Source organism: Pseudomonas sp. NLJ1, from assembly GCF_049486705.1.
Classification (GTDB): Bacteria; Pseudomonadota; Gammaproteobacteria; order Pseudomonadales; family Pseudomonadaceae; genus Aquipseudomonas; species Aquipseudomonas inefficax.
In genome coordinates this window covers 3,412,403-3,434,478 of record NZ_CP137735.1, presented here as the reverse complement: position 1 = coordinate 3,434,478, position 22,076 = coordinate 3,412,403, and the positions used below count along the sequence as shown (strand labels likewise).

Sequence of the window (22,076 nt, the reverse complement as noted above, 5' to 3'; positions counted from 1 at the left end):
AATCCAAGGAATCCGCAGATGGCAACGCTACTGGTGCTTCACGGCCCCAACCTCAACCTGCTCGGTACCCGCGAGCCTGGCCACTACGGCGCCGTGACCCTGGCCCAGATCAACCAGGACCTGGAGCAACGTGCCCGCGCCGCAGGCCACCATCTGCAGTACCTGCAGAGCAACGCCGAGTATGAACTGATCGACCGCATTCACGCCGCACGCAACGAGGGTGTGGACTTCATCCTGATCAATCCGGCTGCTTTCACCCACACAAGCGTCGCATTACGTGACGCATTGCTTGCGGTGAGCATCCCATTCATCGAAGTGCATCTGTCCAACGTGCACAAACGCGAACCGTTCCGCCACCACTCCTACTTTTCCGATGTTGCCGTAGGAGTGATCTGCGGCCTGGGCGCCAGCGGTTATCGCCTGGCCCTGGAGTCCGCGCTGGAACAACTGGCTGCCAACGCACAGCCCAAATGATGAAAACCCTGGCCTCAGTGGGCCAGGGTTCGAGAGAAACGTTTCAGATACGTTTTTTGTATTTCGCCCCCTGACCGAACCTTTGGGAGTTGATGATTAATGGATATCCGTAAAGTCAAGAAACTGATCGAGCTGCTGGAAGAGTCTGGCATCGACGAGCTGGAGATCAAGGAAGGCGAAGAGTCGGTCCGTATCAGCCGTCACAGCAAGACCCCGGCTGCCCAGCAGTTCTACGCACCTGCCCCGATGGCTGCCGCTCCTGCTGCTGCCCCGGTTGCCGCTGCTGCCCCTGCCGCCGAAGCCGCTGCCGCCGCCCCGGCTCTGAAAGGCACCGTGATCCGCTCGCCAATGGTAGGTACCTTCTACCGCAAGCCTTCGCCGACCTCGCCGAACTTCGCTGAAGTTGGCCAGACCGTGAAGAAAGGCGACACCCTGTGCATCGTCGAAGCCATGAAGATGATGAACCACATCGAAGCCGATGTTGGCGGTGTCATCGACGCCATCCTGGTAGAAGACGGCCAGCCGGTTGAGTTCGACCAGCCGCTGTTCACCGTCGTTTGAATCGCGGAGAGCCAACGATGTCTGGGAAGCTCGAAAAAGTCCTGATCGCCAACCGCGGGGAAATTGCCCTGCGGATCCTGCGTGCCTGCAAAGAGCTGGGTATCAAGACAGTCGCCGTGCACTCCACCGCCGACCGTGAACTGATGCACCTGGGGCTGGCAGACGAGTCGGTCTGCATCGGCCCTGCATCGTCCAAGGATTCCTACCTGCATATCCCGGCGATCATCGCTGCCGCCGAAGTGACCGGCGCCACCGCGATTCACCCGGGCTACGGCTTCCTGGCGGAAAACGCCGATTTCGCCGAGCAGGTGGAAAAATCCGGTTTCGCCTTCATCGGCCCGAAAGCCGACACCATTCGCCTGATGGGCGACAAGGTTTCGGCCAAGGACGCGATGATCAAGTCGGGCGTACCGACCGTGCCGGGCTCCGATGGCCCACTGCCGGAAGACGAAGAGGTCGCCCTGGCGATCGCTCGTGACGTCGGCTACCCGGTGATCATCAAGGCCGCCGGTGGCGGTGGTGGTCGCGGCATGCGCGTGGTGCACAAGGAAGAGGACCTGATTGCCTCGGCCAAGCTCACCCGTACCGAAGCCGGCGCCGCCTTCGGCAACCCGATGGTCTACCTGGAGAAGTTCCTGACCAACCCACGCCACGTGGAAGTACAGGTACTGTCCGACGGCCAGGGCAACGCCATCCACCTGGGCGACCGTGATTGCTCGCTGCAGCGCCGTCACCAGAAGGTACTGGAAGAAGCGCCAGCCCCGGGCATCGACGAAAAAGCCCGTCAGGAAGTGTTCAAGCGCTGCGTCGATGCGTGCATCGAGATCGGCTACCGTGGTGCGGGTACTTTCGAGTTCCTGTACGAGAACGGCCGCTTCTACTTCATCGAGATGAACACCCGCGTGCAGGTTGAGCACCCGGTGTCGGAGATGGTGACCGGTATCGACATCGTCAAGGAGATGCTGAGCATCGCCGCTGGCAACAAGCTGTCGTTCCGCCAGGAAGACGTGGTCATCCGTGGCCATGCGCTGGAATGCCGTATCAACGCCGAAGACCCGAAGAAGTTCATCCCGAGCCCAGGCAAGGTGAAGCACTTCCACGCCCCGGGCGGCAACGGCGTACGTGTGGATTCGCACCTGTACAGCGGTTACTCGGTTCCGCCGAACTACGACTCGCTGATCGGCAAGCTGATCACCTACGGCAAGGACCGCGACGAAGCCATGGCGCGCATGCGCAATGCCTTGGACGAGATCGTCGTCGACGGCATCAAGACCAACATCCCGCTGCACCGCGACCTGGTGCGTGATGAAGGTTTCTGCAAAGGCGGCGTCAACATTCACTACCTCGAGCACAAACTGGCTAACGAAGAGTGATCGAGTAGTGTGATGTACCGAAAACCCCGGACTTGTGCCGGGGTTTTTTATTGCCTGCCAGGGCCTCGTCGCGGTCCTACAGGATGCATGCTGCCCTTGAGGTTTGTGCGGTAGCTGTGGGAGCGGGTTTACCCGCGAAGAATGCGACGCGGTGCATGGCACCGGCTTCGCCGGTGTTCGCGGGTGAACCCGCTCCCACAGGTATCGCGCATACCTCAGGAGCGACGCCGTTCTTGTAGGAGCGGCCTTGTGTCGCGAAAGGGGCGCACAGCGCCCCCAGGGCCCTACCCCTTCATCCGCGGCATCTCGATGTGATGCTCATGCACCCGCCGGTACAAGGTCGCCCGCGAGATCCCCAGAGCCCGCGCCGCATCAGCCGGCTTCCAGCGATGGCGGATCAGCGCATCCAGCAACAACTGCCGGGCCGGACAAGACGTGCTGCTTTCAGCCGAAGCGACCACCTCGCCGCGTACTTCCTGCGGCAGGTCCTGCACCTGCACCCGACCGCCCTCACTCACCGCACAGGCATAGCGCAACACCTGCCGCAGCTGGCGCAAATTCCCCGGCCAGCGATAAACCAGCAGCGCCTGCAGCGCATCATCCGTCAACACCACCTCGACCCCGCAGGCATCTGCCTCTTCGGCCAGCAACTGGTGAATCAGCCCCAAACGGTCCTCACGCTCGCGCAGCGGTGGCAACTCGAAGCGGGCATTGGCCAGGCGGAAGTACAGGTCCTCACGAAAACGCCCATCCTCCACCATCGCCGCCAAATCGCGATGGGTCGCGCAAATCACCTGGATATCCACCTGCTCCCGCCGCGCCGCGCCCAGCGGCGCCACTTCACCCTCGGCCAGCACACGCAGCAACCTGGTTTGCAGGTTCAGCGGCATGTCACCGATTTCGTCAAGGAACAGCGTGCCGCCATCGGCCTGCTGCAACAGCCCCTGCATGCCTTTGCTGGAAGCCCCGGTGAAGGCCCCGGCCACATAGCCGAACAGTTCACTCTCGATCAGGCTTTCCGGGATGGCCGCGCAGTTCAGGGTGACGAACGGGCCATCGCGACGCAGGCTTTGCTGATGCAGTTGGCGAGCGAATACTTCTTTGCCGGCCCCCGTCTCGCCTTGCACCAGCACCGCCAGGTTGCAGTCCTTGACCCGCGTGGCCAGGCGCAGATGCTGCTCGATGCGGGCGTCCTGGGCCTGGCGCAACGGCTGCGCACGCTGGCGCTGGCTGGGTGCGCTGACCCGGCCGTACAGCCCACCCAGGCCCGGCAGGCGTTGAGCGGACGATGCATTCACGCGGCGCAGCTGGTCCATGTCGAACAGTTCGCCAATGTGCTCGGGCAAACGCCCCAGGCGTTCCACCAGGCGCTGCCGAGCCAGGCTGTTGATCGCCTGCAGGCGGCCATCAGCGTCCCAGGCCAGCAGGTAGTCGGGCTGGCTTTCCACATAGCCCGGCGTGCCATGGGCACGCATCACCCAATGGCCCTGGGCACTGTGCATGAAGAAGGCATTTTCGATCTCGCGAGCAGTCTGCTCGACCAGTTGGCGGATCAGGTGCTGGCTGCGGCGGTCATCCGGCGATTGCAAGGCCGAGACATCCACCACGCCCAGCAACTCGCCCAACGGGTCGAACACCGGTGCCGCCGTACAGGTCAGGCCAATGAACGCAGCGCGGAAGTGATCGCGCTTGTGCACCGTGACCGGCGCTTTGCTGGTCAACACCGCCGCCACGCCGCAGGTGCCCTCCTCGCCCTCCGACCAGCAGGTGCCCAGGTACAACCCGGCCTTGCGGCAGTCGTTGCGGATGGCCGACTCGACCCGGTAATCGATGGTGCGCCCCAGGGCATCGGTAAGCAGCACGCAGTAATCGGCACCGCGTACCCGCTCATGCAGGCGGGCCACGGCATCGCTGGCGATGCGCAGGAACAGTTCGGCGCGTTCGCGGCATTCGTTGAGCAGGCTTTGAGACAGGATGCGCGGCCCCTGCTGGGAACCGGGGTCGAGGCGGTACAGCTCCATGGAACGGCGCCATGAATCGAGGATCAGCGGCGGCACCGGCGCCTGCGGCAGGCGGTCGGCATTCTTCAGCACCCTGCTGACACAGTCGACATGGGCTCGGGAGTTCGCGGCAAGCATTCGGGCCCTCCGGTTCTCGTTGCTGTTTTTATCGTTGTCCGGCCATTAAGCGCCTCCTGGCATGCCTCGACAAGCACTGCGTGATTACCGGCCGGCTTGAGACGCAGCGTCTCAGCGTCTCGGTCATGCCGGCCCGGCGTTGGCACCCTGCGTCTCGCCGGCGCCGCCCTGGCTGCGCGCCTGAATGCCAACCAACCCCTCTAACGCGCCATTTTCGGCCACCCGAAAGAAAGCTGGCACCGGGCTTGCTCCTGCCTTGGCAAACAAGAATACGAGGTGCGCCATGCCGCTGCCCGCCCCGACCGTCGGGATCATTGCCAACCCTGCCTCTGGCCGCGACCTGCGCCGCCTGACCGCCAATGCCGGGCTCTATTCGAGCACCGACAAGGCCTCGGCGATCCAGCGCCTGCTGGCCGCCTTCGGTGCCACCGGCATCGGCCAGGTGCTGCTGCCCAGCGACATGACCGGCATTGCCGCCGCCGTGCTCAAGGCCGGCCAGGGCCCGATCGCCCGTGACCAGCACTGGCCAGCCATCGAGATACTTGACCTGCCGCTGACCCAGACTGTTGCCGATACCCGCCTGGCCACCCGCCTCATGGTCGAGCGCGGTGTGGCGATGATCGCCGTGCTCGGTGGCGACGGCACCCACAAGGCAGTCGCCGCCGAGGCCGGTGACGTACCGCTGCTGACCTTGTCCACCGGCACCAACAATGCCTTCCCCGAACTGCGCGAAGCCACCAGTGCCGGCCTGGCTGGCGGCCTGCTTGCCAGCGGCCGGGTACCGGCCAGCATCGGCCTGCGCCGCAACAAGCGCTTGCTGGTTAAGGTGCCCGAACAACATCTTGCCGAATGGGCCCTGGTGGAGGTGGCGGTGTCGCCCCAACGCTTCATCGGCGCTCGGGCCCTTAGCCGCAGCGAGGACCTTTGCGAAGTCTTCGCCTGTTTCGCCGAACCCCATGCCATCGGCCTGTCGGCCCTGTGCGGCCTGTGGTGCCCGGTGTCGCGCCAGGACCCGCACGGCGCCTGGGTACGCCTGAACCCCGGTGCCGAACAAGCACTGTTGGCACCGCTGGCACCCGGCCTGCTGCAAGGCTGCGGCATCACCGCCAGCGGCCCGCTGACGCCTGGCGTTGCCCATCGCCTGAGCCTGGCCAGCGGCACGCTGGCGCTGGACGGTGAACGCGAAATCGAATTCGCCGAACACGACACCCCCACCATCACCCTCGACCACCAAGGCCCGTTGAGCGTGGACGTCGAGGCCGTGCTGGCGCATGCCGCTCGCCATCACCTGCTGGCGGTACCTCGCGGCCACCGGTTGCACCCTGCAAACCCGTGTTGAGACAACCCTGGAGAACAACAAGATGTCCAATCAACTCAGTACCGAACAATTGCTGCATGCCTATGAAGTGATGCGCACCATCCGCGCCTTCGAAGAACGCCTGCACGTGGAGTTCGCCACCGGCGAGATCCCCGGCTTCGTCCACCTGTATGCCGGCGAAGAAGCTTCCGCCGCCGGGGTCATGGCCCACCTGCGTGACAGCGACTGCATCGCCTCGACCCACCGCGGTCATGGACACTGCATCGCCAAGGGCGTGGATGTGTACGGCATGATGGCCGAAATCTACGGCAAGAAGACCGGCGTGTGCGGGGGCAAAGGCGGCTCGATGCATATTGCCGACCTGGAAAAAGGCATGCTCGGCGCCAACGGCATCGTCGGTGCCGGTGCCCCCCTGGTGGCCGGGGCCGCACTTGCAGCCAAGATCAAGGGCCGTGACGACGTGTCGGTGGCCTTCTTCGGCGATGGCGCTTCCAACGAAGGCGCGGTGTTCGAAGCCATGAACATGGCGTCGATCATGAACCTGCCGTGCATCTTCGTCGCCGAGAACAACGGTTACGCCGAAGCCACCGCCTCGACCTGGTCGGTGGCCTGCGACCATATCGCCGACCGCGCTGCGGGTTTCGGCATGCCCGGTGTCACCATCGACGGTTTCGACTTCTTTGCCGTGTACGAGGCCGCCGGCGCTGCCATCGAACGCGCACGTTCCGGGCAAGGCCCGTCGCTGATCGAGGTCAAGCTCAGCCGCTATTACGGCCATTTCGAAGGCGATGCACAAACCTACCGCGCCCCTGATGAAGTGAAGAACCTGCGTGAATCCCGCGACTGCCTCATGCAGTTCCGCAACAAGACCACCCGCGCCGGCCTGCTCACGGCTGCGCAACTGGACGCCATCGATGCCCGCGTAGAGGACCTGATCGAAGACGCCGTGCGCCGCGCCAAATCCGATCCCAAGCCACAGCCCGCCGACCTGCTCACCGACGTCTACGTCGCCTACCCCTGAGCCGCGGATTACAAGAACAACAGGAGAACCACCATGGCAAGAAAGATCAGCTACCAGCAGGCCATCAACGAAGCCCTGGCCCAGGAAATGCGCCGCGACAACACGGTATTCATCATTGGCGAAGACGTTGCCGGCGGTGCCGGTGCCCCTGGCGAGGATGACGCCTGGGGTGGCGTGCTGGGCGTGACCAAGGGCCTTTACCACCAGTTCCCGGGGCGTGTACTCGACGCGCCGCTGTCGGAAATCGGCTACGTCGGCGCCGCCGTCGGTGCTGCCACCCAGGGCCTGCGCCCAGTGTGCGAGCTGATGTTCGTCGACTTCGCCGGCTGCTGTCTGGACCAGATCCTCAACCAGGCCGCCAAATTCCGCTACATGTTCGGCGGCAAGGCGGTCACCCCGCTGGTGATGCGCACCATGTACGGTGCCGGCCTGCGCGCGGCGGCCCAGCACTCGCAGATGCTCACCTCGCTGTGGACGCACATTCCAGGCCTGAAGGTGGTGTGCCCCTCCTCGCCGTACGATGCCAAGGGCCTGTTGATCCAGGCAATCCGCGACAACGACCCGGTGATCTTCTGCGAGCACAAGCTGTTGTACAGCATGCAAGGCGAGGTGCCGGAAGAGGTCTACACCGTGCCGTTCGGTGAAGCCAACTTCCTGCGCGATGGTGACGATGTGACCCTGGTCACCTATGGCCGCATGGTGCATGTGGCGCTGGACGCAGCCAACAACCTGGCCCGCCAGGGTATCGACTGCGAAGTGCTGGACCTGCGCACCACCAGCCCGCTGGATGAGGACAGTATCCTGGAAAGCGTGGGAAAGACCGGCCGCCTGGTGGTGATCGACGAAGCCAACCCGCGTTGCTCCATGGCCACCGACATCAGCGCGCTGGTGGCACAGAAGGCCTTCGGCGCGCTCAGGGGCCCGATCGAAATGGTCACCGCCCCGCATACTCCTGTGCCGTTCTCCGATGCCCTGGAAGACCTGTACATCCCCGACGCGGCAAAGATCGAGGCTGCGGTACGCAAAGTGATCGAAGCCGCAAGGAGTGCCGCATGAGCCAGATCCATACCCTGACCATGCCCAAGTGGGGCCTGTCGATGACCGAAGGCCGGGTGGACACCTGGCTCAAGCAGGAAGGTGACGAAATCAACAAGGGCGACGAGGTGCTGGACGTCGAGACCGACAAGATCAGCAGCAGCGTCGAAGCCCCGTTCAGCGGTGTGCTGCGTCGCCAGGTGGCCAAACCGGATGAAACCCTGCCGGTCGGTGCGCTGCTGGCGGTGGTGGTGGAAGGTGAAGCCGAAGAAGCTGAAATCGATGCCGTGGTGCAGCGTTTCCAGGCCGAGTTCGTCGCCGAAGGTGGTGCCGACCAGGCCCAAGGCCCAGCCCCGCAGAAGGCGGAAGTGGGCGGTCGCCTGCTGCGCTGGTTCGAACTGGGCGAAGGCGGAACGCCGCTGGTGCTGGTGCACGGTTTTGGTGGCGACCTGAACAACTGGCTGTTCAACCACCCGGCACTGGCTGCTGAACGACGGGTAATCGCCCTCGATCTGCCGGGCCATGGCGAGTCGGCCAAGGCCCTGCAACGAGGGGACCTGGATGAGTTGAGCGAAACCGTGCTGGCCCTGCTCGACCACCTGGATATCGCCAAGGCCCACCTGGCCGGCCACTCCATGGGTGGCGCGGTCAGCCTGAACGTGGCGCGCCTGGCACCGCAGCGGGTTGCCAGCCTGAGCCTGGTGGCCAGTGCCGGGTTGGGCGAGGCGATCAACGGGCAGTACCTGCAAGGCTTCGTCGCTGCCGCCAACCGCAATGCCCTCAAGCCGCAGATGGTGCAGCTGTTTGCCGACCCGGCACTGGTCACCCGGCAGATGCTGGAGGACATGCTCAAGTTCAAGCGCCTGGAAGGGGTAGACGAGGCGTTGCGACTGCTGGCATCGGCCATCGCCGACGGCGACCGGCAGTGCCATGACCTGCGCGGGATACTGGGGCAACACCCGGCCCTGGTGGTGTGGGGCGGCAAGGACGCGATCATCCCGGCCAGCCATGCCGAAGCGCTGGAGGCTGAGGTGCTGGTGCTGCCCGAGGCTGGGCACATGGTGCAGATGGAGGCGGCCGAACAGGTCAACCAGCAACTGCTCGCGTTCCTGCGCAAGCACTAAGCCCTTTCCGTGAGCCTGGAGAACAACAATGAATGACCTGAGCCACACCCACATGCGCGCCGCCGTCTGGCATGGCCGCAATGACATTCGCGTCGAACAGGTGCCCCTGCCGGCCGACCCTGCGCCCGGATGGGTGCAGATCAAGGTGGACTGGTGCGGCATCTGCGGCTCCGACCTGCACGAATACGTCGCCGGCCCGGTATTCATCCCGGTAGAGGCACCACACCCGCTGACCGGCATCCAGGGCCAGTGCATCCTCGGCCACGAGTTCTGCGGCCAAATTGCCAAGCTGGGTGAAGGCGTGCAAGGTTTTGCCGTCGGTGACCCGGTGGCTGCGGACGCCTGCCAGCATTGCGGCACTTGCTACTACTGCACCCACGGCCTGTACAACATCTGCGAGCGCCTGGCCTTCACCGGCCTGATGAACAACGGCGCCTTTGCCGAACTGGTCAACGTGCCCGCCAACCTGCTGTACAAGCTGCCGCAGGGGTTTCCGGCGGAGGCCGGGGCGCTGATCGAGCCGCTGGCAGTGGGCATGCATGCGGTAAAGAAGGCCGGCAGCCTGCTTGGCCAGACAGTGGTGGTGGTCGGTGCCGGCACTATCGGCTTGTGCACCATCATGTGTGCCAAGGCGGCAGGCGCGGCGCAGGTGATCGCCCTGGAAATGTCCTCGGCGCGCAAGGCCAAGGCCAAAGAGGTGGGCGCCAGCGTGGTGCTGGACCCCAGCCAGTGCGACGCCCTGGCGGAAATCCGCAAGCTGACTGCCGGGCTGGGGGCGGATGTAAGTTTTGAATGCATCGGCAACAAGCACACGGCCAAGCTGGCCATCGACACCATCCGCAAGGCCGGCAAGTGCGTGCTGGTGGGGATATTCGAGGAGCCTAGCGAGTTCAACTTCTTCGAGCTGGTTTCCACCGAAAAGCAGGTACTGGGGGCGTTGGCCTACAACGGCGAGTTCGCCGATGTGATCGCTTTCATCGCTGACGGCAGGCTGGACATTCGCCCGCTGGTGACCGGGCGGATCGGGCTGGAGCAGATTGTCGAGCTGGGCTTCGAGGAATTGGTCAACAACAAGGAGGAGAATGTAAAGATCATCGTTTCGCCGGGCGTGCGCTGAGCCGCACAGGCAGCGCACAACCCTGTGGGAGCGGGCGCGCCCGCGAAGCAGGCAACTCGGTGCATGGCACCGGCTTCGCCGGTGTTCGCGGCTAAAGCCGCTCCCACAGGTATTGCGCAAAGCTGAAGTCCCACAAGGATCGCGTTCGCTGTTTCAGGATCCCATTCTGCGGCATACTCGGCAAACCTATTGCCCGGTTCTCGCCATGCGTCCACTGCTCCCCATCACCCTGGTCCTGCTGCTCGCCGCCTGCGGCGATGGCGAATCGCTGCTCCCGCCGGACGCGCGCCTGCCTGACGGCGGGCGGTACCGGGGGCAGGTGGTCGATGGCCTGCTGCAAGGCGAGGGGCGGATCGACTACCCCAACGGCAGCTGGTACGCCGGTACGTTCAAGGACGGCCAATGGCACGGCCAGGGCGAATGGCACGGCCGCAACGGCGAGGTGTACCGCGGCCAGTTCGCCGCAGGGCTGTTCCAGGGGCTGGGTGAGCTGACCACCCCAGGCAGCCACTATGCCGGCACCTTCAGCCACGGCCGCCGCGACGGCGAAGGCACCCTCAAGCAAGCCGACCAGACCTACCGCGGCCAGTTCAAGGACGACCTGTACGAAGGCGCCGGCGAGCTGGAGCTGGCAGACGGCAGCCGCTACCAGGGCCTGTTCGCCAAGGGCAAGCCCAACGGTGCCGGGGTGCGCAGCGATGCCAGCGGCAACCAGTTCAGCGGCCACTTCATCAATGGCCAGCTGGAAGGCAGCGGCACCTACGACAGCGTCGACGGCGAGCAATACATCGGCGAGTTCAAGGACAACCGCCTCGAAGGCCGTGGCCGCTACGAAAATGCCGATGGTGATGTGTGGATCGGCGAATTCAAGGACGGCTCGCTGGTCGGCGAAGGCGAACTGCTGGGCAGCGATGGCAGCCACTACAAGGGCACCTTCGCCGACTGGCGCCTGTCGGGCCAGGGCAGCCTGCAGCTGGCAGACGGCAGCAAATACATCGGTGGCTTCCTCAACGATGCCTACCACGGTCAGGGCCGGCTGATTCTGGCCAACGGTAAGGTCGAAAGCGGCACCTGGAGCAACGGCGTGCGCGTGCGCGACCAGAACGGCAAGCTGTTGCCCGACCCGCTGGACCTGGCGTTGCTCAACCAGGGCCGTTTGCTCGACGAAGCGCTGGCCCGGGTACCGCGCTCGGCGCCACCGGTCCAGTTGTACAGCCTGGTAGTGGCCGGCGATGGCCAGCAGAGCGTGTTCCTGCGCGAAGCCGATTACGTCAGCAACATGCTCAAGGTACGCTTTGGCGCCCGCGGCCAAGTGACCTTGGTCAACCACCGCGACCACATGACCACCCGCCCCATGGCCACGCGTGAAAACCTTACTCGCGCCGCCCGCACTCTGGCCGAGCGCAGCGGCCCCGAAGACCTGGTGTTCATCTACCTCACCAGCCATGGCAGCCACGACCATCAGCTGGTGTTCGACCAGCCGCGCCTGCAGCTGGCCGACCTGTCCGCCGACGAACTGGCCAGTGCCCTGGCGCCGCTGAAGGACCGCGACAAGGTCATTGTCATATCCGCGTGCTATTCCGGGGGCTATATCGCCCCGCTCAAGGATGAGCGCACGCTGATCATGACCGCCGCCCGGGCCGACCGCGTGTCCTTCGGTTGCTCTGAAGAAGCCGACTTCACCTACTTTGGCGACGCCCTGTTCGCCGAAGCGCTGAATCAGACCGACGACCTTAAACAAGCGTTTGAACTGGCGCGCGCCAGCGTTGCCGAAAGAGAACAAAGGGAAGGTTTCGAGGCCTCCGAACCGCAGCTGTGGGCGCCGCCAAGCGTGCTGGAGCACTGGCAGCACCTGCGCCGGCAACAGGCCGAAGAAGCATTGCGTAACGCCGCACAGGCCGATGTGGGGGAACAGGCGCAAACGCCACCCAGCCACTAAGCTTGTGTGTAACAAGGGAGAGACATCATGTATTTGACGCCTCAGCATGTCCTGCTTGCCGGTGCCACGGGTCTGACAGGTGAACACCTGCTCGACCGCCTGCTCAACGAGCCCACCATCACCCGCGTCCTGGCGCCTACCCGCCGGCCACTGGCCGAGCACCCGCACCTGGAAAATCCGGTGGGTGACCCGGCGGTATTCCTGCCGCAGCTGGCCGGGCGGGTCGATATCGCCTATTGCTGCCTGGGTACCACGCTGAAGCAGGCTGGCTCCGAATCGGCTTTCCGCGCGGTGGATCTGGACATGGTCGTGGCATTCAGCAAGCGGGCCCGGGAGTTGGGCGCGCGGCATCTGCTGGTGGTCAGTGCGTTGGGCGCCGACCCGAAATCATCGATTTTCTACAACCGGGTCAAGGGCGAGATGGAAGAGGCACTCAAGGCGCAGGATTGGCCGCAGCTGACCATCGTGCGGCCGTCGTTGTTGCTGGGCGAACGGATTCAGCCACGGCTCAGTGAACGGCTGGCTTCGCCGTTTGCCAAGCTGATACCTGGGAAATATCGGGGGATCGAGGCTTGTACCCTGGCCCGGGCGCTGTGGCGGCTGGCGCTGGAGGAAGAGGACGGGGTGCGGATTGTGGAGTCGGATGAGTTGCGCAGGTTGGGCAAGAAGTAGGCTTTACCTGCCAGGGCCTCTTCGCGGGTAAACCCGCTCCCACAGGAGTTGCACCGATCTCAGGCCTGGTGCAGTACCTGTGGGAGCGGGTTTACCCGCGAAAGGGCCCTTACAGGCCACCGGTGGCCTGGAAGCCTACACCGGCTGCCGTGAGCAACGACAACGGCAACAACAGAGTATCGAGCAACATGCTCCCCGGCAGGTCCAGCCCCGGATACGCCGGCGCTTCAGCCCCATAATGATCCCGCGGGCAGCAGCCGCCATTGATCACATACAAGTCCAACCGGGTACCGGCATATACCACCGGCGCCCCGGGTTTGTTAGCATCCAGCGTGCGCACAGTGGCGCAGCCACCGAGCACCACCAGCGCCAGCAAGCCCGCCAGCGCTCGCTTCAATCATCCACCCCGAAGTGGTGCTCACCCCAGCGCGGCAACATGTCCTGGGGAATGTTCAGCAGGTTGAGAATGCGCGCCACCACGAAGTCGACCAGGTCGTCGATGGTCTGCGGCTGGTGGTAAAAGCCGGGCGCCGCCGGCAGGATCACCGCGCCCATCTGCGACAGCTTGAGCATGTTTTCCAGGTGGATGGTGGAGAACGGCGCCTCGCGCGGCACCAGGATCAACTGGCGACGTTCCTTGAGGGTAACGTCGGCAGCACGTTCGATCAGGTTGTTGCAGGCACCGGTGGCAATCGCCGACAAGGTGCCGGTGGAACAGGGCACCACCACCATCGCCGCCGGGGCGCCGGAGCCCGAGGCCACCGGCGACATCCAGTCTTCCTTGCCATACACGCGGATCTGCCCGTCGGCAGCGCCGGTATATTCGGTGAGGAAGGCCTGCATCGCCTGTGGCTTGGCCGGCAGCACCACGTCGGTCTCCGTGGCCATCACCAGTTGCGCGGCCTTGGAGATCAGGAAGTGCACCTCGCGGTCCTCACGCACCAGGCAGTCGAGCAGGCGCAGGCCATACTGGGCGCCAGAGGCACCCGTCATGGCCAGGGTGATGCGTTCCGGCCCGCTCACTTCAGTGCCTCGGCCAGCTTGCCGTGCAGGCCGCCGAAGCCGCCGTTGCTCATGATCACTACATGAGTGCCTGGGCGGGCCTGGCCCTTGACCCGCTCGATGATCGCTTCGAGGCTGTCGGCCACCACGCTGGGCACTTTGCATTGCGCGGCGGTGGCAGCCAGGTCCCAGCCAAGGTTGGCCGGGGCGTACCAGATCACCTGGTCGGCGTCGTTGACGCTTTCCGGCAGGCCGTCGCGGTGGGCACCGAGTTTCATCGAGTTGGAGCGCGGCTCGATCACGGCGATCACCGGGGCCTCGCCGACTCGCTTGCGCAGGCCGTCGAGGGTAGTGGCAATTGCGGTCGGGTGGTGGGCGAAGTCATCGTAGATGGTCACGCCCTGCACTTCGGCAACCTTCTCCATGCGCCGCTTGACGCTCTTGAAGGCGCTCAGGCCTTCGATGCCCATGGCTGGCACAACGCCTACATGACGCGCCGCTGCCAGGGTGGCCAGGGCGTTGGCGACGTTGTGCTGGCCAGTGAGTGCCCAATCCACCACGCCCTGCGCTTCGCCGTCGAACAGCACTTCGAAGCGCGAGCCGTCAGGGCTGAGCAGGCGAGCTTGCCACTGGCCACCTGCGCCGGTGGTTTGCACCGGGGTCCAGCAACCCATGCCGATCACCCGTTCCAGCGCCTGCTCGGTGGTGGGGTGGATGACCAGGCCTTCGCTGGGGATGGTGCGCACCAGGTGGTGGAACTGCCGTTCGATCGAGGACAGGTCGGGGAAGATGTCCGCATGGTCGAACTCAAGGTTGTTGAGAATCGCCGTGCGCGGGTGGTAGTGGACGAACTTCGAGCGCTTGTCGAAGAAGGCGCTGTCGTACTCGTCGGCTTCGACCACGAAGAACGGCGTATCGCCCAGGCGCGCCGAAACCGAGAAGTTCTGCGGTACACCGCCGATCAGGAAGCCCGGGCTCATGCCGGCATGTTCAAGCACCCAGGCCAGCATGCTGCTGGTAGTGGTCTTGCCGTGGGTACCGGCAACGGCCAGCACCCAGCGGCCCTGCAACACGTGGTCGGCCAGCCACTGCGGGCCGGAAACATAAGGCAGGCCCTTGTTCAGCACGTACTCTACCGCCGGGTTGCCACGCGACATGGCGTTGCCGATTACCACCAGGTCTGGCGCCGGGTCCAGCTGGGCCGGGTCATAGCCTTGGGTCAGCTCGATGCCCTGGGCTTCGAGCTGGGTGCTCATCGGGGGATAGACGTTGGCGTCCGAGCCGGTGACGCGGTGGCCAAGTTCCTTGGCCAGCACCGCCAGCGAGCCCATGAAAGTGCCGCAAATACCGAGAATGTGAATATGCATGGTCGACCTCGCAAAACATCGAGGCAGGGTAGCCCAGGGCGCGACAAATCGCACCAGATGTTTCGCTCAGTCGGCCCTGGTAATGCCGTGTTTGCGCAGTTTTCGATACAAGGTATTGCGGCTGATGCCCAAGTGCTCGGCGACACGGGTGAGGTGCCAGTGTTTTGCCTGCAAGGTCGCCAGCAGTGCATGACGCTCGGCATCCTCCAACGCAGCTGGCCCTATCGCCGGCAAGCCGGCTCCCACAGGGTTTGCACAGGGCTTGAAGCCAGTGCCGTCAAGGTGGGAGCTGGCTTGCCGGCGATCGAGGGCGCAGCCCTCGCGAACAATGGCGGGGAGATCAGGGAACATGATCCGGGAGTCTTCGCAAAGTGCCACCAGGGTACGCAGCACGTTGCGCATCTGCCGCACGTTGCCCGGCCAGGCGAAGTCGAGCAGTGCCTGGCGCGCCCTCGGCTCGATATCGATCGGTTCTCCCTGTGCCTCCTGACGCAGCAGAAAGTCCAGCAACTGTGCCTTGTCACTGCGCTCGCGCACCGCCGGCAATGCTACCTCCAGGCCATTGAGGCGGTAATACAGGTCCTCGCGGAAACTACCCTGCTCCACCCGTTCCAGCAGGTCACGGTGGGTAGCGCTGACGATGCGCACGTCAACCGCCTGCGGCTCGCCACCGATGGGCACCACCTGGCGTTCCTCCAGCACGCGCAGCAGGCGGGTTTGCAGGGCCAGTGGCATGTCGCCAATCTCGTCCAGCAGCAAGGTGCCGCCGTCGGCCTGCAGCAGCTTGCCGCGCATGCCCTCCTTGCGCGCACCGGTAAAGCTGCCGCCGCGGTAGCCGAACAGTTCGCTCTCGATCAGGCTCTCCGGTATCGAGGCACAGTTGATGGCGACGAACGGCTTGCCGCGCCGCTCGCTGGCCTGGTGCACGGCCTGGGCAAAGGCCTCCTTGCCGCAGCCGGTCTCGCCGCGCAGCAGCAGCGGCACATCGCGCTCGAACACCCGCACGCTGCGGCGGAAGTCGTTCTGCAAGGCCGGGTCGAGCAGGCAGACAAGCGGCTCCACTTCCCGCGCGGGTCGCGGCTGGGCAGCCGGCACCGACCACACCGGGGCGCGCGCCTGGCCACGCAGGCTGGCGAACACCTGGCGCCCGTCCAGGGTATGCAGCGGCCAGGCCGTGCTGCCGCCGGGCGTGGCGCGGCTGAACAGTTCGTCGTGGCTGCAAGCGAAAAAGCGTTCCAGCGGTTTGCCTAGCACGCCACCACGCACCGTGCCCAGCAGGTTCAGCGCGCTCTGGTTCGCGGCGCAGATGCGCCCGTCACCGTCGAACGCCAGCAGGCCTTCGCTGAACAGGCCGACCGACTCGGCCTGCAGGTGAAAACGCAGCAGCCATTGCTGTTCGAAATGGCGCAGGAAGTAGCAGCTTTCGATCATCTTCGCCGACAGGTTGACCAGGGCCATGGTGTGGAACTGGCTCTGCCGGGAAACGTCGGGCCGTGCCGAAGACACATCCAGCACTGCCAGCAACTCGCCATGCGGGTCGAACACCGGGCTGGCCGAGCAGGTCAGGCCGGTGTGGCGACCACGGAAGTGCTCGTTCTGGTGAATGGTCAGCGCCTGGCGCTCGACCAGGCAAGTGCCAATGCCGTTGGTGCCCTCGCGCGCCTCGCTCCAGTCAGCGCCCAGCCACAGCCCGGCACGCTCGAAGCTGCGCCGTTCGGTCGGCGCGCTGACACAATTGAGGATCACCCCCCGGGCATCGGTCAGCAGCACCGCATGGCCGGCCCCGGAAAGCTGCTGGTGCAGGCTGTTCATTTCATGGTCGGCAATCTGCAGCACCTGGCGCAGGCGCTCGCGGCTTTCCAGCAGGCGCCCATGCTCGAGCACCACCGGGGCCTCGATCACCGACGGGTCGAGGTGGTAGTCCTCCAGGCAGCGCAGCCAGGAGCGGGCGATGGACGGGTCACTGCCGCCCTCCCCGGCGCCACCATGGGCGACGGTATGGACTTGCTGGGCATGGCGACTGAAATGATTGCTCTGCATTGTTGTAGTTCTCCGCAGATAGAGAGTCCCGCCAGCATCCTCCACCCGGGAGGGCTTTGCAATGCACCCTCCGGTTACGTGTCGCAAATGGCACAAAGTGTCACCCCCGCGCGTACCGGCGCTGGCACAGCGACGGTGGGCCAGGCCCCGGCAACCGAGCCAAGTCATTGATTTGCCTGGTGCTCGCAACGCTGGCCCAACCTTTGCTCTACGCTTTCCAACTCCCTAACAAACACAATAGCCAGGAGACACCCCATGCGTTACGCACATCCCGGTACCGAAGGCGCGAAGGTTTCCTTCAAGAGCCGCTACGGCAACTACATCGGTGGTGAGTTCGTTCCTCCGGTAAAGGGGCAGTACTTCGAAAATACCTCCCCGGTGAATGGCAAGCTGATCGCTGAATTCCCTCGCTCCACTGCCGAAGACATCGATAAAGCCCTGGATGCCGCCCACGCTGCGGCCGATGCCTGGGGCCGCACTTCAGTGCAGGACCGCTCCAACGTTCTGCTGAAGATCGCCGACCGTATCGAGCAGAACCTCGAACTGCTGGCCATTACCGAAACCTGGGACAACGGCAAGCCGATCCGCGAAACCCTCAATGCCGACATTCCGCTGGCGGTCGACCACTTCCGTTACTTCGCCGGCTGCATCCGCGCCCAGGAAGGCGGCGCCGCGGAAATCAACGAAGGCACCGTGGCCTATCACATCCACGAGCCGCTGGGCGTGGTCGGGCAGATCATCCCGTGGAACTTCCCGATCCTGATGGCCGCCTGGAAGCTCGCCCCGGCACTGGCCGCAGGCAACTGCGTGGTGCTCAAGCCGGCCGAACAGACCCCGCTGGGCATCACCGTGCTGCTGGAGGTGATCGGTGACCTGCTGCCAAAAGGCGTGCTCAACGTGGTGCAAGGCTATGGCCGCGAAGCCGGTGAAGCACTGGCCACCAGCAAGCGCATCGCCAAGATCGCCTTCACCGGCTCGACCCCGGTCGGCTCGCACATCATGAAATGCGCCGCCGAGAACATCATCCCTTCAACCGTCGAACTGGGCGGCAAATCGCCGAACGTGTATTTCGAAGACATCATGCAAGCCGAGCCAAGCTTCATCGAGAAGGCGGCAGAAGGCATGGTGCTGGCGTTCTTCAACCAGGGCGAGGTATGCACCTGCCCTTCCCGGGCACTGGTACAGGAGTCGATCTACCCGCAGTTCATGGAAGTGGTGATGAAGAAGGTGCTGCAGATCAAGCGCGGCGACCCGCTGGACACCGACACCATGGTCGGCGCCCAGGCCTCGCAACAGCAGTTCGAGAAGATCCTGTCGTACCTCGACATCGCCCAGAAAGAAGGCGCCGAGCTGCTGACTGGCGGCAAGGTCGAGAAACTGGAAGGCTCGCTGGCCACCGGTTACTACATCCAGCCGACCCTGCTCAAGGGCAACAACAAGATGCGCGTGTTCCAGGAAGAAATTTTCGGCCCGGTGGTCAGCGTCACCACCTTCAAGGACGAAGCCGAAGCCCTGGCAATCGCCAACGACACCGAGTTCGGCCTGGGTGCCGGCGTGTGGACGCGCGACATCAACCGTGCCTACCGCATGGGCCGGGGGATCAAGGCCGGGCGCGTGTGGACCAACTGCTACCACCTGTACCCGGCGCATGCCGCGTTCGGTGGCTACAAGAAGTCGGGGGTCGGGCGTGAGACGCACAAGATGATGCTCGACCACTATCAGCAGACCAAGAACCTGCTGGTGAGCTACGACATCAATCCGTTGGGCTTCTTCTAAACCGCGTCGCCTTCTTCGCGGGTAAACCCGCTCCCACAGGTACTGCGCCTGCTTAAGGTGCTGTACACCCCCTGTGGGAGCGGGTTCACCCGCGAAGAGGCCAGGCCTGCTTACACAAAACCCAGAGCGGCAACCGTGCACCAACCGCTCTGGCTCGCTTCCTGCAGTAACCATCACCATCGGCCCGGAACCCGTCCGGCCACCAAGAAAAACAACAGGTGAATCTATGCCAAGCGATCACTCCGCCGGCTCGCCGGCAGGCTCTTCCGTCGACTTCGAAAAGGTCGGCTCGGACTATTTCCAGCAACGTGAACTGAAAAAAGGCGCCGCCGGCTGGGTCCTGCTGGTCGGCCTGGGCGTGGCCTACGTCATCTCTGGCGACTATGCCGGCTGGAACTTCGGCCTGGCCCAGGGCGGATGGGGCGGCATGTTCCTCGCCACGCTGCTGATGGCCACCATGTACCTGTGCATGTGCTTCTCGCTGGCCGAGCTGTCGTCGATGATCCCCACCGCAGGCGGCGGTTACGGCTTTGCCCGCAGCGCCTTCGGCCCTTGGGGCGGCTTCCTCACCGGGACGGCGATCCTCATCGAATACGCCATCGCCCCCGCCGCCATCGCAGTGTTCATCGGTGCCTACTGCCAGTCACTGTTCGGCATCGGCGGCTGGATGATCTACCTGGCGTTCTACATCGTGTTCATCGGCATCCACATCTTTGGCGTGGGAGAGGCGTTGAAGCTGATGTTCATCATCACCGCCATCGCCGCCATCGCCCTGGCCGTGTTCCTGGTGAGCATGGTGCCCCATTTTGATGCAGCCAACCTGTTCGACATCGCCAAAACGGACGCCGTGGGCGCCAGCAGCTTCCTGCCGTTCGGCTATGTCGGCGTGTGGGCGGCCATCCCCTACGCCATCTGGTTCTTCCTCGCCGTCGAGGGCGTGCCGCTGGCTGCCGAAGAGACCAAGAACCCCAAGCGTGACCTGCCACGCGGCCTGATCGGCGCCATGCTGGTGCTGCTGGCCTTCGCCCTGCTGATCCTGGTGGTCGGCCCTGGCGGCGCAGGCTCCGAAGCACTGAAAGCGTCCGGCAACCCACTGGTGGAAGCCTTGTCCAAGGCCTACGGCGGTAGCACCTGGATGGGCGGCTTCGTCAACCTGGTCGGCCTGGCCGGGCTGATCGCCAGCTTCTTCTCGATCATCTACGCCTACTCCCGGCAAATCTTCGCCCTGTCCCGCGCCGGTTACCTGCCGCGCAAACTGTCGGAAACCAACAAGAGCAAGGCCCCGGTACTGGCCCTGGTCATCCCCGGGATCATCGGCTTTGCCCTGTCGCTGACCGGCCAGGGTGACCTGCTGATCCTTGTGGCGGTGTTCGGCGCTACCCTGTCCTACGTGCTGATGATGGCCGCGCACATCACCCTACGCATCCGCCGACCGAAGATGGAGCGCCCATACCGTACCCCCGGTGGCATCTTCACTTCGGGCCTGGCCCTGGTACTGGCTTGCATCGCTGTGGTCGCCGGTTTCCTGGTCGACCCAAGGGTGGTGATTGGCGCCGCAGTGATCTATGCGGTATTAATTGCCTACTTTGCTTTCTACAGCCGCCACCACTTGGTCGCGGGCACACCGGAAGAGGAATTCGCCGCGATCCAGAAGGCCGAAGAGGCCTTGCACTGATCGCCGCCACCCGCCGCGGGGCAACCCGCGGCTCTGGAGAGTCTGTATGGCAAGTTTCGTACACACGGTCGGCCATCTGGTCTACCGCTTCGACAGCCTCAAGGAAGTGATGGCCAAGGCCAGCCCCGCCCGCTCGGGGGACTACCTGGCGGGCGTGGCGGCCAGCAACGACGGCGAACGCGTCGCCGCGCAGATGGCCCTGGCCAATATCCCGCTGTCCCATTTTCTCAACGAAGCGCTGATTCCTTACGAAGAGGATGAAGTCACCCGCCTGATCCTCGACACTCACGATGCCCAGGCCTTCGCCCCGGTCAGCCACCTGACCGTAGGTGGCCTGCGCGACTGGCTGCTGAGCGAAGAGGCCGACGAGGCCAGCCTGCGCAGCCTGGCGCCCGGGCTGACGCCGGAAATGGCCGCAGCGGTGTCGAAGATCATGCGCGTGCAGGACCTGGTGCTGGTGGCACAAAAGATTCGCGTGGTCACCCGGTTCCGCGGCACCATGGGCCTGCGCGGGCGCCTGTCGACCCGGCTGCAGCCCAACCACCCGACCGACGAGCCGGCCGGCATCGCCGCCAGCATTCTCGACGGCCTGCTGTACGGCAACGGCGATGCCATGATCGGCATCAACCCGGCCACCGACAGCATCGCTTCGATCTGCGCCTTGCTGGAAATGCTCGACGCCATCATCCAGCGCTACGACATCCCCACCCAGGCCTGCGTGCTGACCCATGTCACCACCTCGATCGAGGCGATCAACCGTGGCGTGCCACTGGACCTGGTGTTCCAGTCCATCGCCGGCACCGAAGCGGCCAACGCCGGGTTCGGCATCAACCTGAACGTGCTGCAGGAAGGCTACGAAGCGGGCCTGTCGCTGCAACGCGGCAGCCTCGGGCAAAACCTGATGTACTTCGAAACCGGCCAGGGCAGCGCCCTGTCGGCCAACGCCCACCACGGCGTCGACCAGCAGACCTGTGAAACCCGCGCCTATGCCGTGGCCCGCCACTTCAAGCCGTTCCTGGTCAACACGGTGGTAGGTTTCATCGGCCCGGAGTACCTGTACAACGGCAAGCAGATCATCCGCGCCGGCCTCGAAGACCACTTCTGCGGCAAGCTGCTGGGCGTGCCGATGGGTTGCGACATCTGCTACACCAACCACGCCGAAGCCGACCAGGACGACATGGACACCCTGCTGACCCTGCTGGGCGTGGCCGGGATCAACTTCATCATGGGCATCCCCGGCTCCGACGACATCATGCTCAACTACCAGACCACCTCCTTCCACGACGCGCTGTACGCACGTCAGACCCTGGGCCTGAAGCCCGGGCCGGAATTCGAGGCATGGCTGGCCCGCACCGGCATCTTCACCCAGGCCGATGGCCGGGTGCGCTTTGGTGACAACCTGCCGCCGGCCTTCCGCCAGGCCTTGGCACAGCTTGCATAGGGA

The 22,076-nt window shown here is 64.5% G+C and carries 18 protein-coding genes; 13 read left to right on the top strand and 5 right to left on the bottom strand.

The window, feature by feature from the left end:
- Positions 1-18: 18 nt before the first annotated feature.
- The 3 genes from aroQ (at position 19) to accC (ending at position 2,408) form a co-directional block, all read left to right on the top strand.
- The gene (aroQ, locus tag R9B85_RS15505) at positions 19-474 is read left to right on the top strand and encodes a type II 3-dehydroquinate dehydratase (RefSeq protein ID WP_003255330.1); all 456 of its coding nucleotides are present in this window, start codon (positions 19-21) and stop codon (positions 472-474) included.
- Between the two features lie 99 nt (positions 475-573).
- The gene (gene accB / locus R9B85_RS15500) at positions 574-1,035 is read left to right on the top strand and encodes an acetyl-CoA carboxylase biotin carboxyl carrier protein (protein ID WP_112254132.1); all 462 of its coding nucleotides are present in this window, start codon (positions 574-576) and stop codon (positions 1,033-1,035) included.
- 17 nt (positions 1,036-1,052) lie between these two features.
- Entirely contained in the window at positions 1,053-2,408 is a 1,356-nt protein-coding gene (accC, locus tag R9B85_RS15495) for an acetyl-CoA carboxylase biotin carboxylase subunit (protein WP_112254131.1), read from the top strand.
- A gap of 284 nt (positions 2,409-2,692) precedes the next feature.
- On the opposite strand, the gene R9B85_RS15490 is transcribed toward accC, so the two are convergent.
- On the bottom strand, positions 2,693-4,546 hold the full coding sequence (locus R9B85_RS15490) for a sigma-54-dependent Fis family transcriptional regulator (protein WP_423770343.1): 1,854 nt from the start codon (positions 4,544-4,546) through the stop codon (positions 2,693-2,695).
- A 283-nt stretch (positions 4,547-4,829) separates the two neighbouring features.
- Between R9B85_RS15490 and R9B85_RS15485 the strand changes: the two genes are divergently transcribed.
- The 7 genes from R9B85_RS15485 to R9B85_RS15455 all read left to right on the top strand — a co-directional run bounded on the left by R9B85_RS15485 (position 4,830) and on the right by R9B85_RS15455 (position 12,772).
- Entirely contained in the window at positions 4,830-5,885 is a 1,056-nt protein-coding gene (locus R9B85_RS15485) for an ATP-NAD kinase family protein (protein WP_207878840.1), read from the top strand.
- Positions 5,886-5,907: 22 nt separating this feature from the next.
- A complete protein-coding gene (locus R9B85_RS15480) occupies positions 5,908-6,885 on the top strand; it encodes a thiamine pyrophosphate-dependent dehydrogenase E1 component subunit alpha (RefSeq protein WP_015268810.1) in 978 nt (325 codons plus the stop codon).
- A gap of 33 nt (positions 6,886-6,918) precedes the next feature.
- Complete coding sequence (locus tag R9B85_RS15475) at positions 6,919-7,941, top strand: alpha-ketoacid dehydrogenase subunit beta (protein ID WP_375149902.1); 1,023 nt, start codon at positions 6,919-6,921, stop codon at positions 7,939-7,941.
- The gene (locus R9B85_RS15470) at positions 7,938-9,044 is read left to right on the top strand and encodes an acetoin dehydrogenase dihydrolipoyllysine-residue acetyltransferase subunit (RefSeq protein ID WP_215521446.1); all 1,107 of its coding nucleotides are present in this window, start codon (positions 7,938-7,940) and stop codon (positions 9,042-9,044) included. The genes R9B85_RS15475 and R9B85_RS15470 overlap by 4 nt, the downstream gene beginning before the upstream one ends.
- Positions 9,045-9,096: 52 nt before the next feature.
- Positions 9,097-10,161 (top strand): 2,3-butanediol dehydrogenase, encoded by a 1,065-nt coding sequence (locus R9B85_RS15465; RefSeq protein ID WP_243432387.1) that lies wholly within the window; start codon positions 9,097-9,099, stop codon positions 10,159-10,161.
- A gap of 205 nt (positions 10,162-10,366) precedes the next feature.
- Positions 10,367-12,100, top strand: a complete 1,734-nt coding sequence (locus R9B85_RS15460; RefSeq protein WP_207878836.1) for a C13 family peptidase — start codon at positions 10,367-10,369, stop codon at positions 12,098-12,100.
- A gap of 27 nt (positions 12,101-12,127) precedes the next feature.
- Positions 12,128-12,772, top strand: coding sequence for an oxidoreductase (locus R9B85_RS15455; RefSeq protein WP_112254122.1), 645 nt, complete (start codon positions 12,128-12,130; stop codon positions 12,770-12,772).
- A 109-nt stretch (positions 12,773-12,881) separates the two neighbouring features.
- Here the strand turns inward: R9B85_RS15455 and R9B85_RS15450 are convergent, their stop codons facing one another.
- The 4 genes from R9B85_RS15450 to R9B85_RS15435 form a co-directional block, all read right to left on the bottom strand.
- Entirely contained in the window at positions 12,882-13,169 is a 288-nt protein-coding gene (locus R9B85_RS15450; protein WP_252378999.1) for a YceK/YidQ family lipoprotein, read from the bottom strand.
- Positions 13,166-13,795 carry a flavin prenyltransferase UbiX gene (ubiX, locus tag R9B85_RS15445; RefSeq protein WP_013970698.1) on the bottom strand — a complete coding sequence of 210 codons (630 nt, stop codon included), beginning with the start codon at positions 13,793-13,795 and terminating at the stop codon, positions 13,166-13,168. The genes R9B85_RS15450 and ubiX overlap by 4 nt, the downstream gene beginning before the upstream one ends.
- Positions 13,792-15,141 (bottom strand): UDP-N-acetylmuramate:L-alanyl-gamma-D-glutamyl-meso-diaminopimelate ligase, encoded by a 1,350-nt coding sequence (mpl, locus tag R9B85_RS15440; protein ID WP_252379000.1) that lies wholly within the window; start codon positions 15,139-15,141, stop codon positions 13,792-13,794. Before mpl ends, ubiX begins: the two co-directional genes overlap by 4 nt.
- Positions 15,142-15,207: 66 nt before the next feature.
- Positions 15,208-17,181 carry a sigma-54-dependent Fis family transcriptional regulator gene (locus tag R9B85_RS15435; protein WP_207878832.1) on the bottom strand — a complete coding sequence of 658 codons (1,974 nt, stop codon included), beginning with the start codon at positions 17,179-17,181 and terminating at the stop codon, positions 15,208-15,210.
- Positions 17,182-17,436: 255 nt separating this feature from the next.
- Here R9B85_RS15435 and R9B85_RS15430 point away from each other — a divergent pair, with 255 nt between their 5' ends.
- From R9B85_RS15430 to R9B85_RS15420, 3 genes are all read left to right on the top strand, one after another.
- Complete coding sequence (locus R9B85_RS15430; RefSeq protein ID WP_003257045.1) at positions 17,437-18,957, top strand: acetaldehyde dehydrogenase ExaC; 1,521 nt, start codon at positions 17,437-17,439, stop codon at positions 18,955-18,957.
- 226 nt (positions 18,958-19,183) lie between these two features.
- Complete coding sequence (gene eat / locus R9B85_RS15425) at positions 19,184-20,632, top strand: ethanolamine permease (RefSeq protein ID WP_025337550.1); 1,449 nt, start codon at positions 19,184-19,186, stop codon at positions 20,630-20,632.
- A 46-nt stretch (positions 20,633-20,678) separates the two neighbouring features.
- Positions 20,679-22,073, top strand: coding sequence for an ethanolamine ammonia-lyase subunit EutB (locus R9B85_RS15420; protein ID WP_112254117.1), 1,395 nt, complete (start codon positions 20,679-20,681; stop codon positions 22,071-22,073).
- Positions 22,074-22,076 lie beyond the last annotated feature (3 nt).

Bases quoted from the DNA above. Each gene is read 5' to 3' on its own strand.
- aroQ (WP_003255330.1), top strand. From the start codon at position 19: ATGGCAACGCTACTGGTGCTTCACGGCCCCAACCTCAACCTGCTCGGT.
- accB (WP_112254132.1), top strand. From the start codon at position 574: ATGGATATCCGTAAAGTCAAGAAACTGATCGAGCTGCTGGAAGAGTCT.
- accC (WP_112254131.1), top strand. From the start codon at position 1,053: ATGTCTGGGAAGCTCGAAAAAGTCCTGATCGCCAACCGCGGGGAAATT.
- R9B85_RS15490 (WP_423770343.1), bottom strand. From the start codon at position 4,546: ATGCTTGCCGCGAACTCCCGAGCCCATGTCGACTGTGTCAGCAGGGTG.
- R9B85_RS15485 (WP_207878840.1), top strand. From the start codon at position 4,830: ATGCCGCTGCCCGCCCCGACCGTCGGGATCATTGCCAACCCTGCCTCT.
- R9B85_RS15480 (WP_015268810.1), top strand. From the start codon at position 5,908: ATGTCCAATCAACTCAGTACCGAACAATTGCTGCATGCCTATGAAGTG.
- R9B85_RS15475 (WP_375149902.1), top strand. From the start codon at position 6,919: ATGGCAAGAAAGATCAGCTACCAGCAGGCCATCAACGAAGCCCTGGCC.
- R9B85_RS15470 (WP_215521446.1), top strand. From the start codon at position 7,938: ATGAGCCAGATCCATACCCTGACCATGCCCAAGTGGGGCCTGTCGATG.
- R9B85_RS15465 (WP_243432387.1), top strand. From the start codon at position 9,097: ATGCGCGCCGCCGTCTGGCATGGCCGCAATGACATTCGCGTCGAACAG.
- R9B85_RS15460 (WP_207878836.1), top strand. From the start codon at position 10,367: ATGCGTCCACTGCTCCCCATCACCCTGGTCCTGCTGCTCGCCGCCTGC.
- R9B85_RS15455 (WP_112254122.1), top strand. From the start codon at position 12,128: ATGTATTTGACGCCTCAGCATGTCCTGCTTGCCGGTGCCACGGGTCTG.
- mpl (WP_252379000.1), bottom strand. From the start codon at position 15,141: ATGCATATTCACATTCTCGGTATTTGCGGCACTTTCATGGGCTCGCTG.
- R9B85_RS15435 (WP_207878832.1), bottom strand. From the start codon at position 17,181: ATGCAGAGCAATCATTTCAGTCGCCATGCCCAGCAAGTCCATACCGTC.
- R9B85_RS15430 (WP_003257045.1), top strand. From the start codon at position 17,437: ATGCGTTACGCACATCCCGGTACCGAAGGCGCGAAGGTTTCCTTCAAG.
- eat (WP_025337550.1), top strand. From the start codon at position 19,184: ATGCCAAGCGATCACTCCGCCGGCTCGCCGGCAGGCTCTTCCGTCGAC.
- R9B85_RS15420 (WP_112254117.1), top strand. From the start codon at position 20,679: ATGGCAAGTTTCGTACACACGGTCGGCCATCTGGTCTACCGCTTCGAC.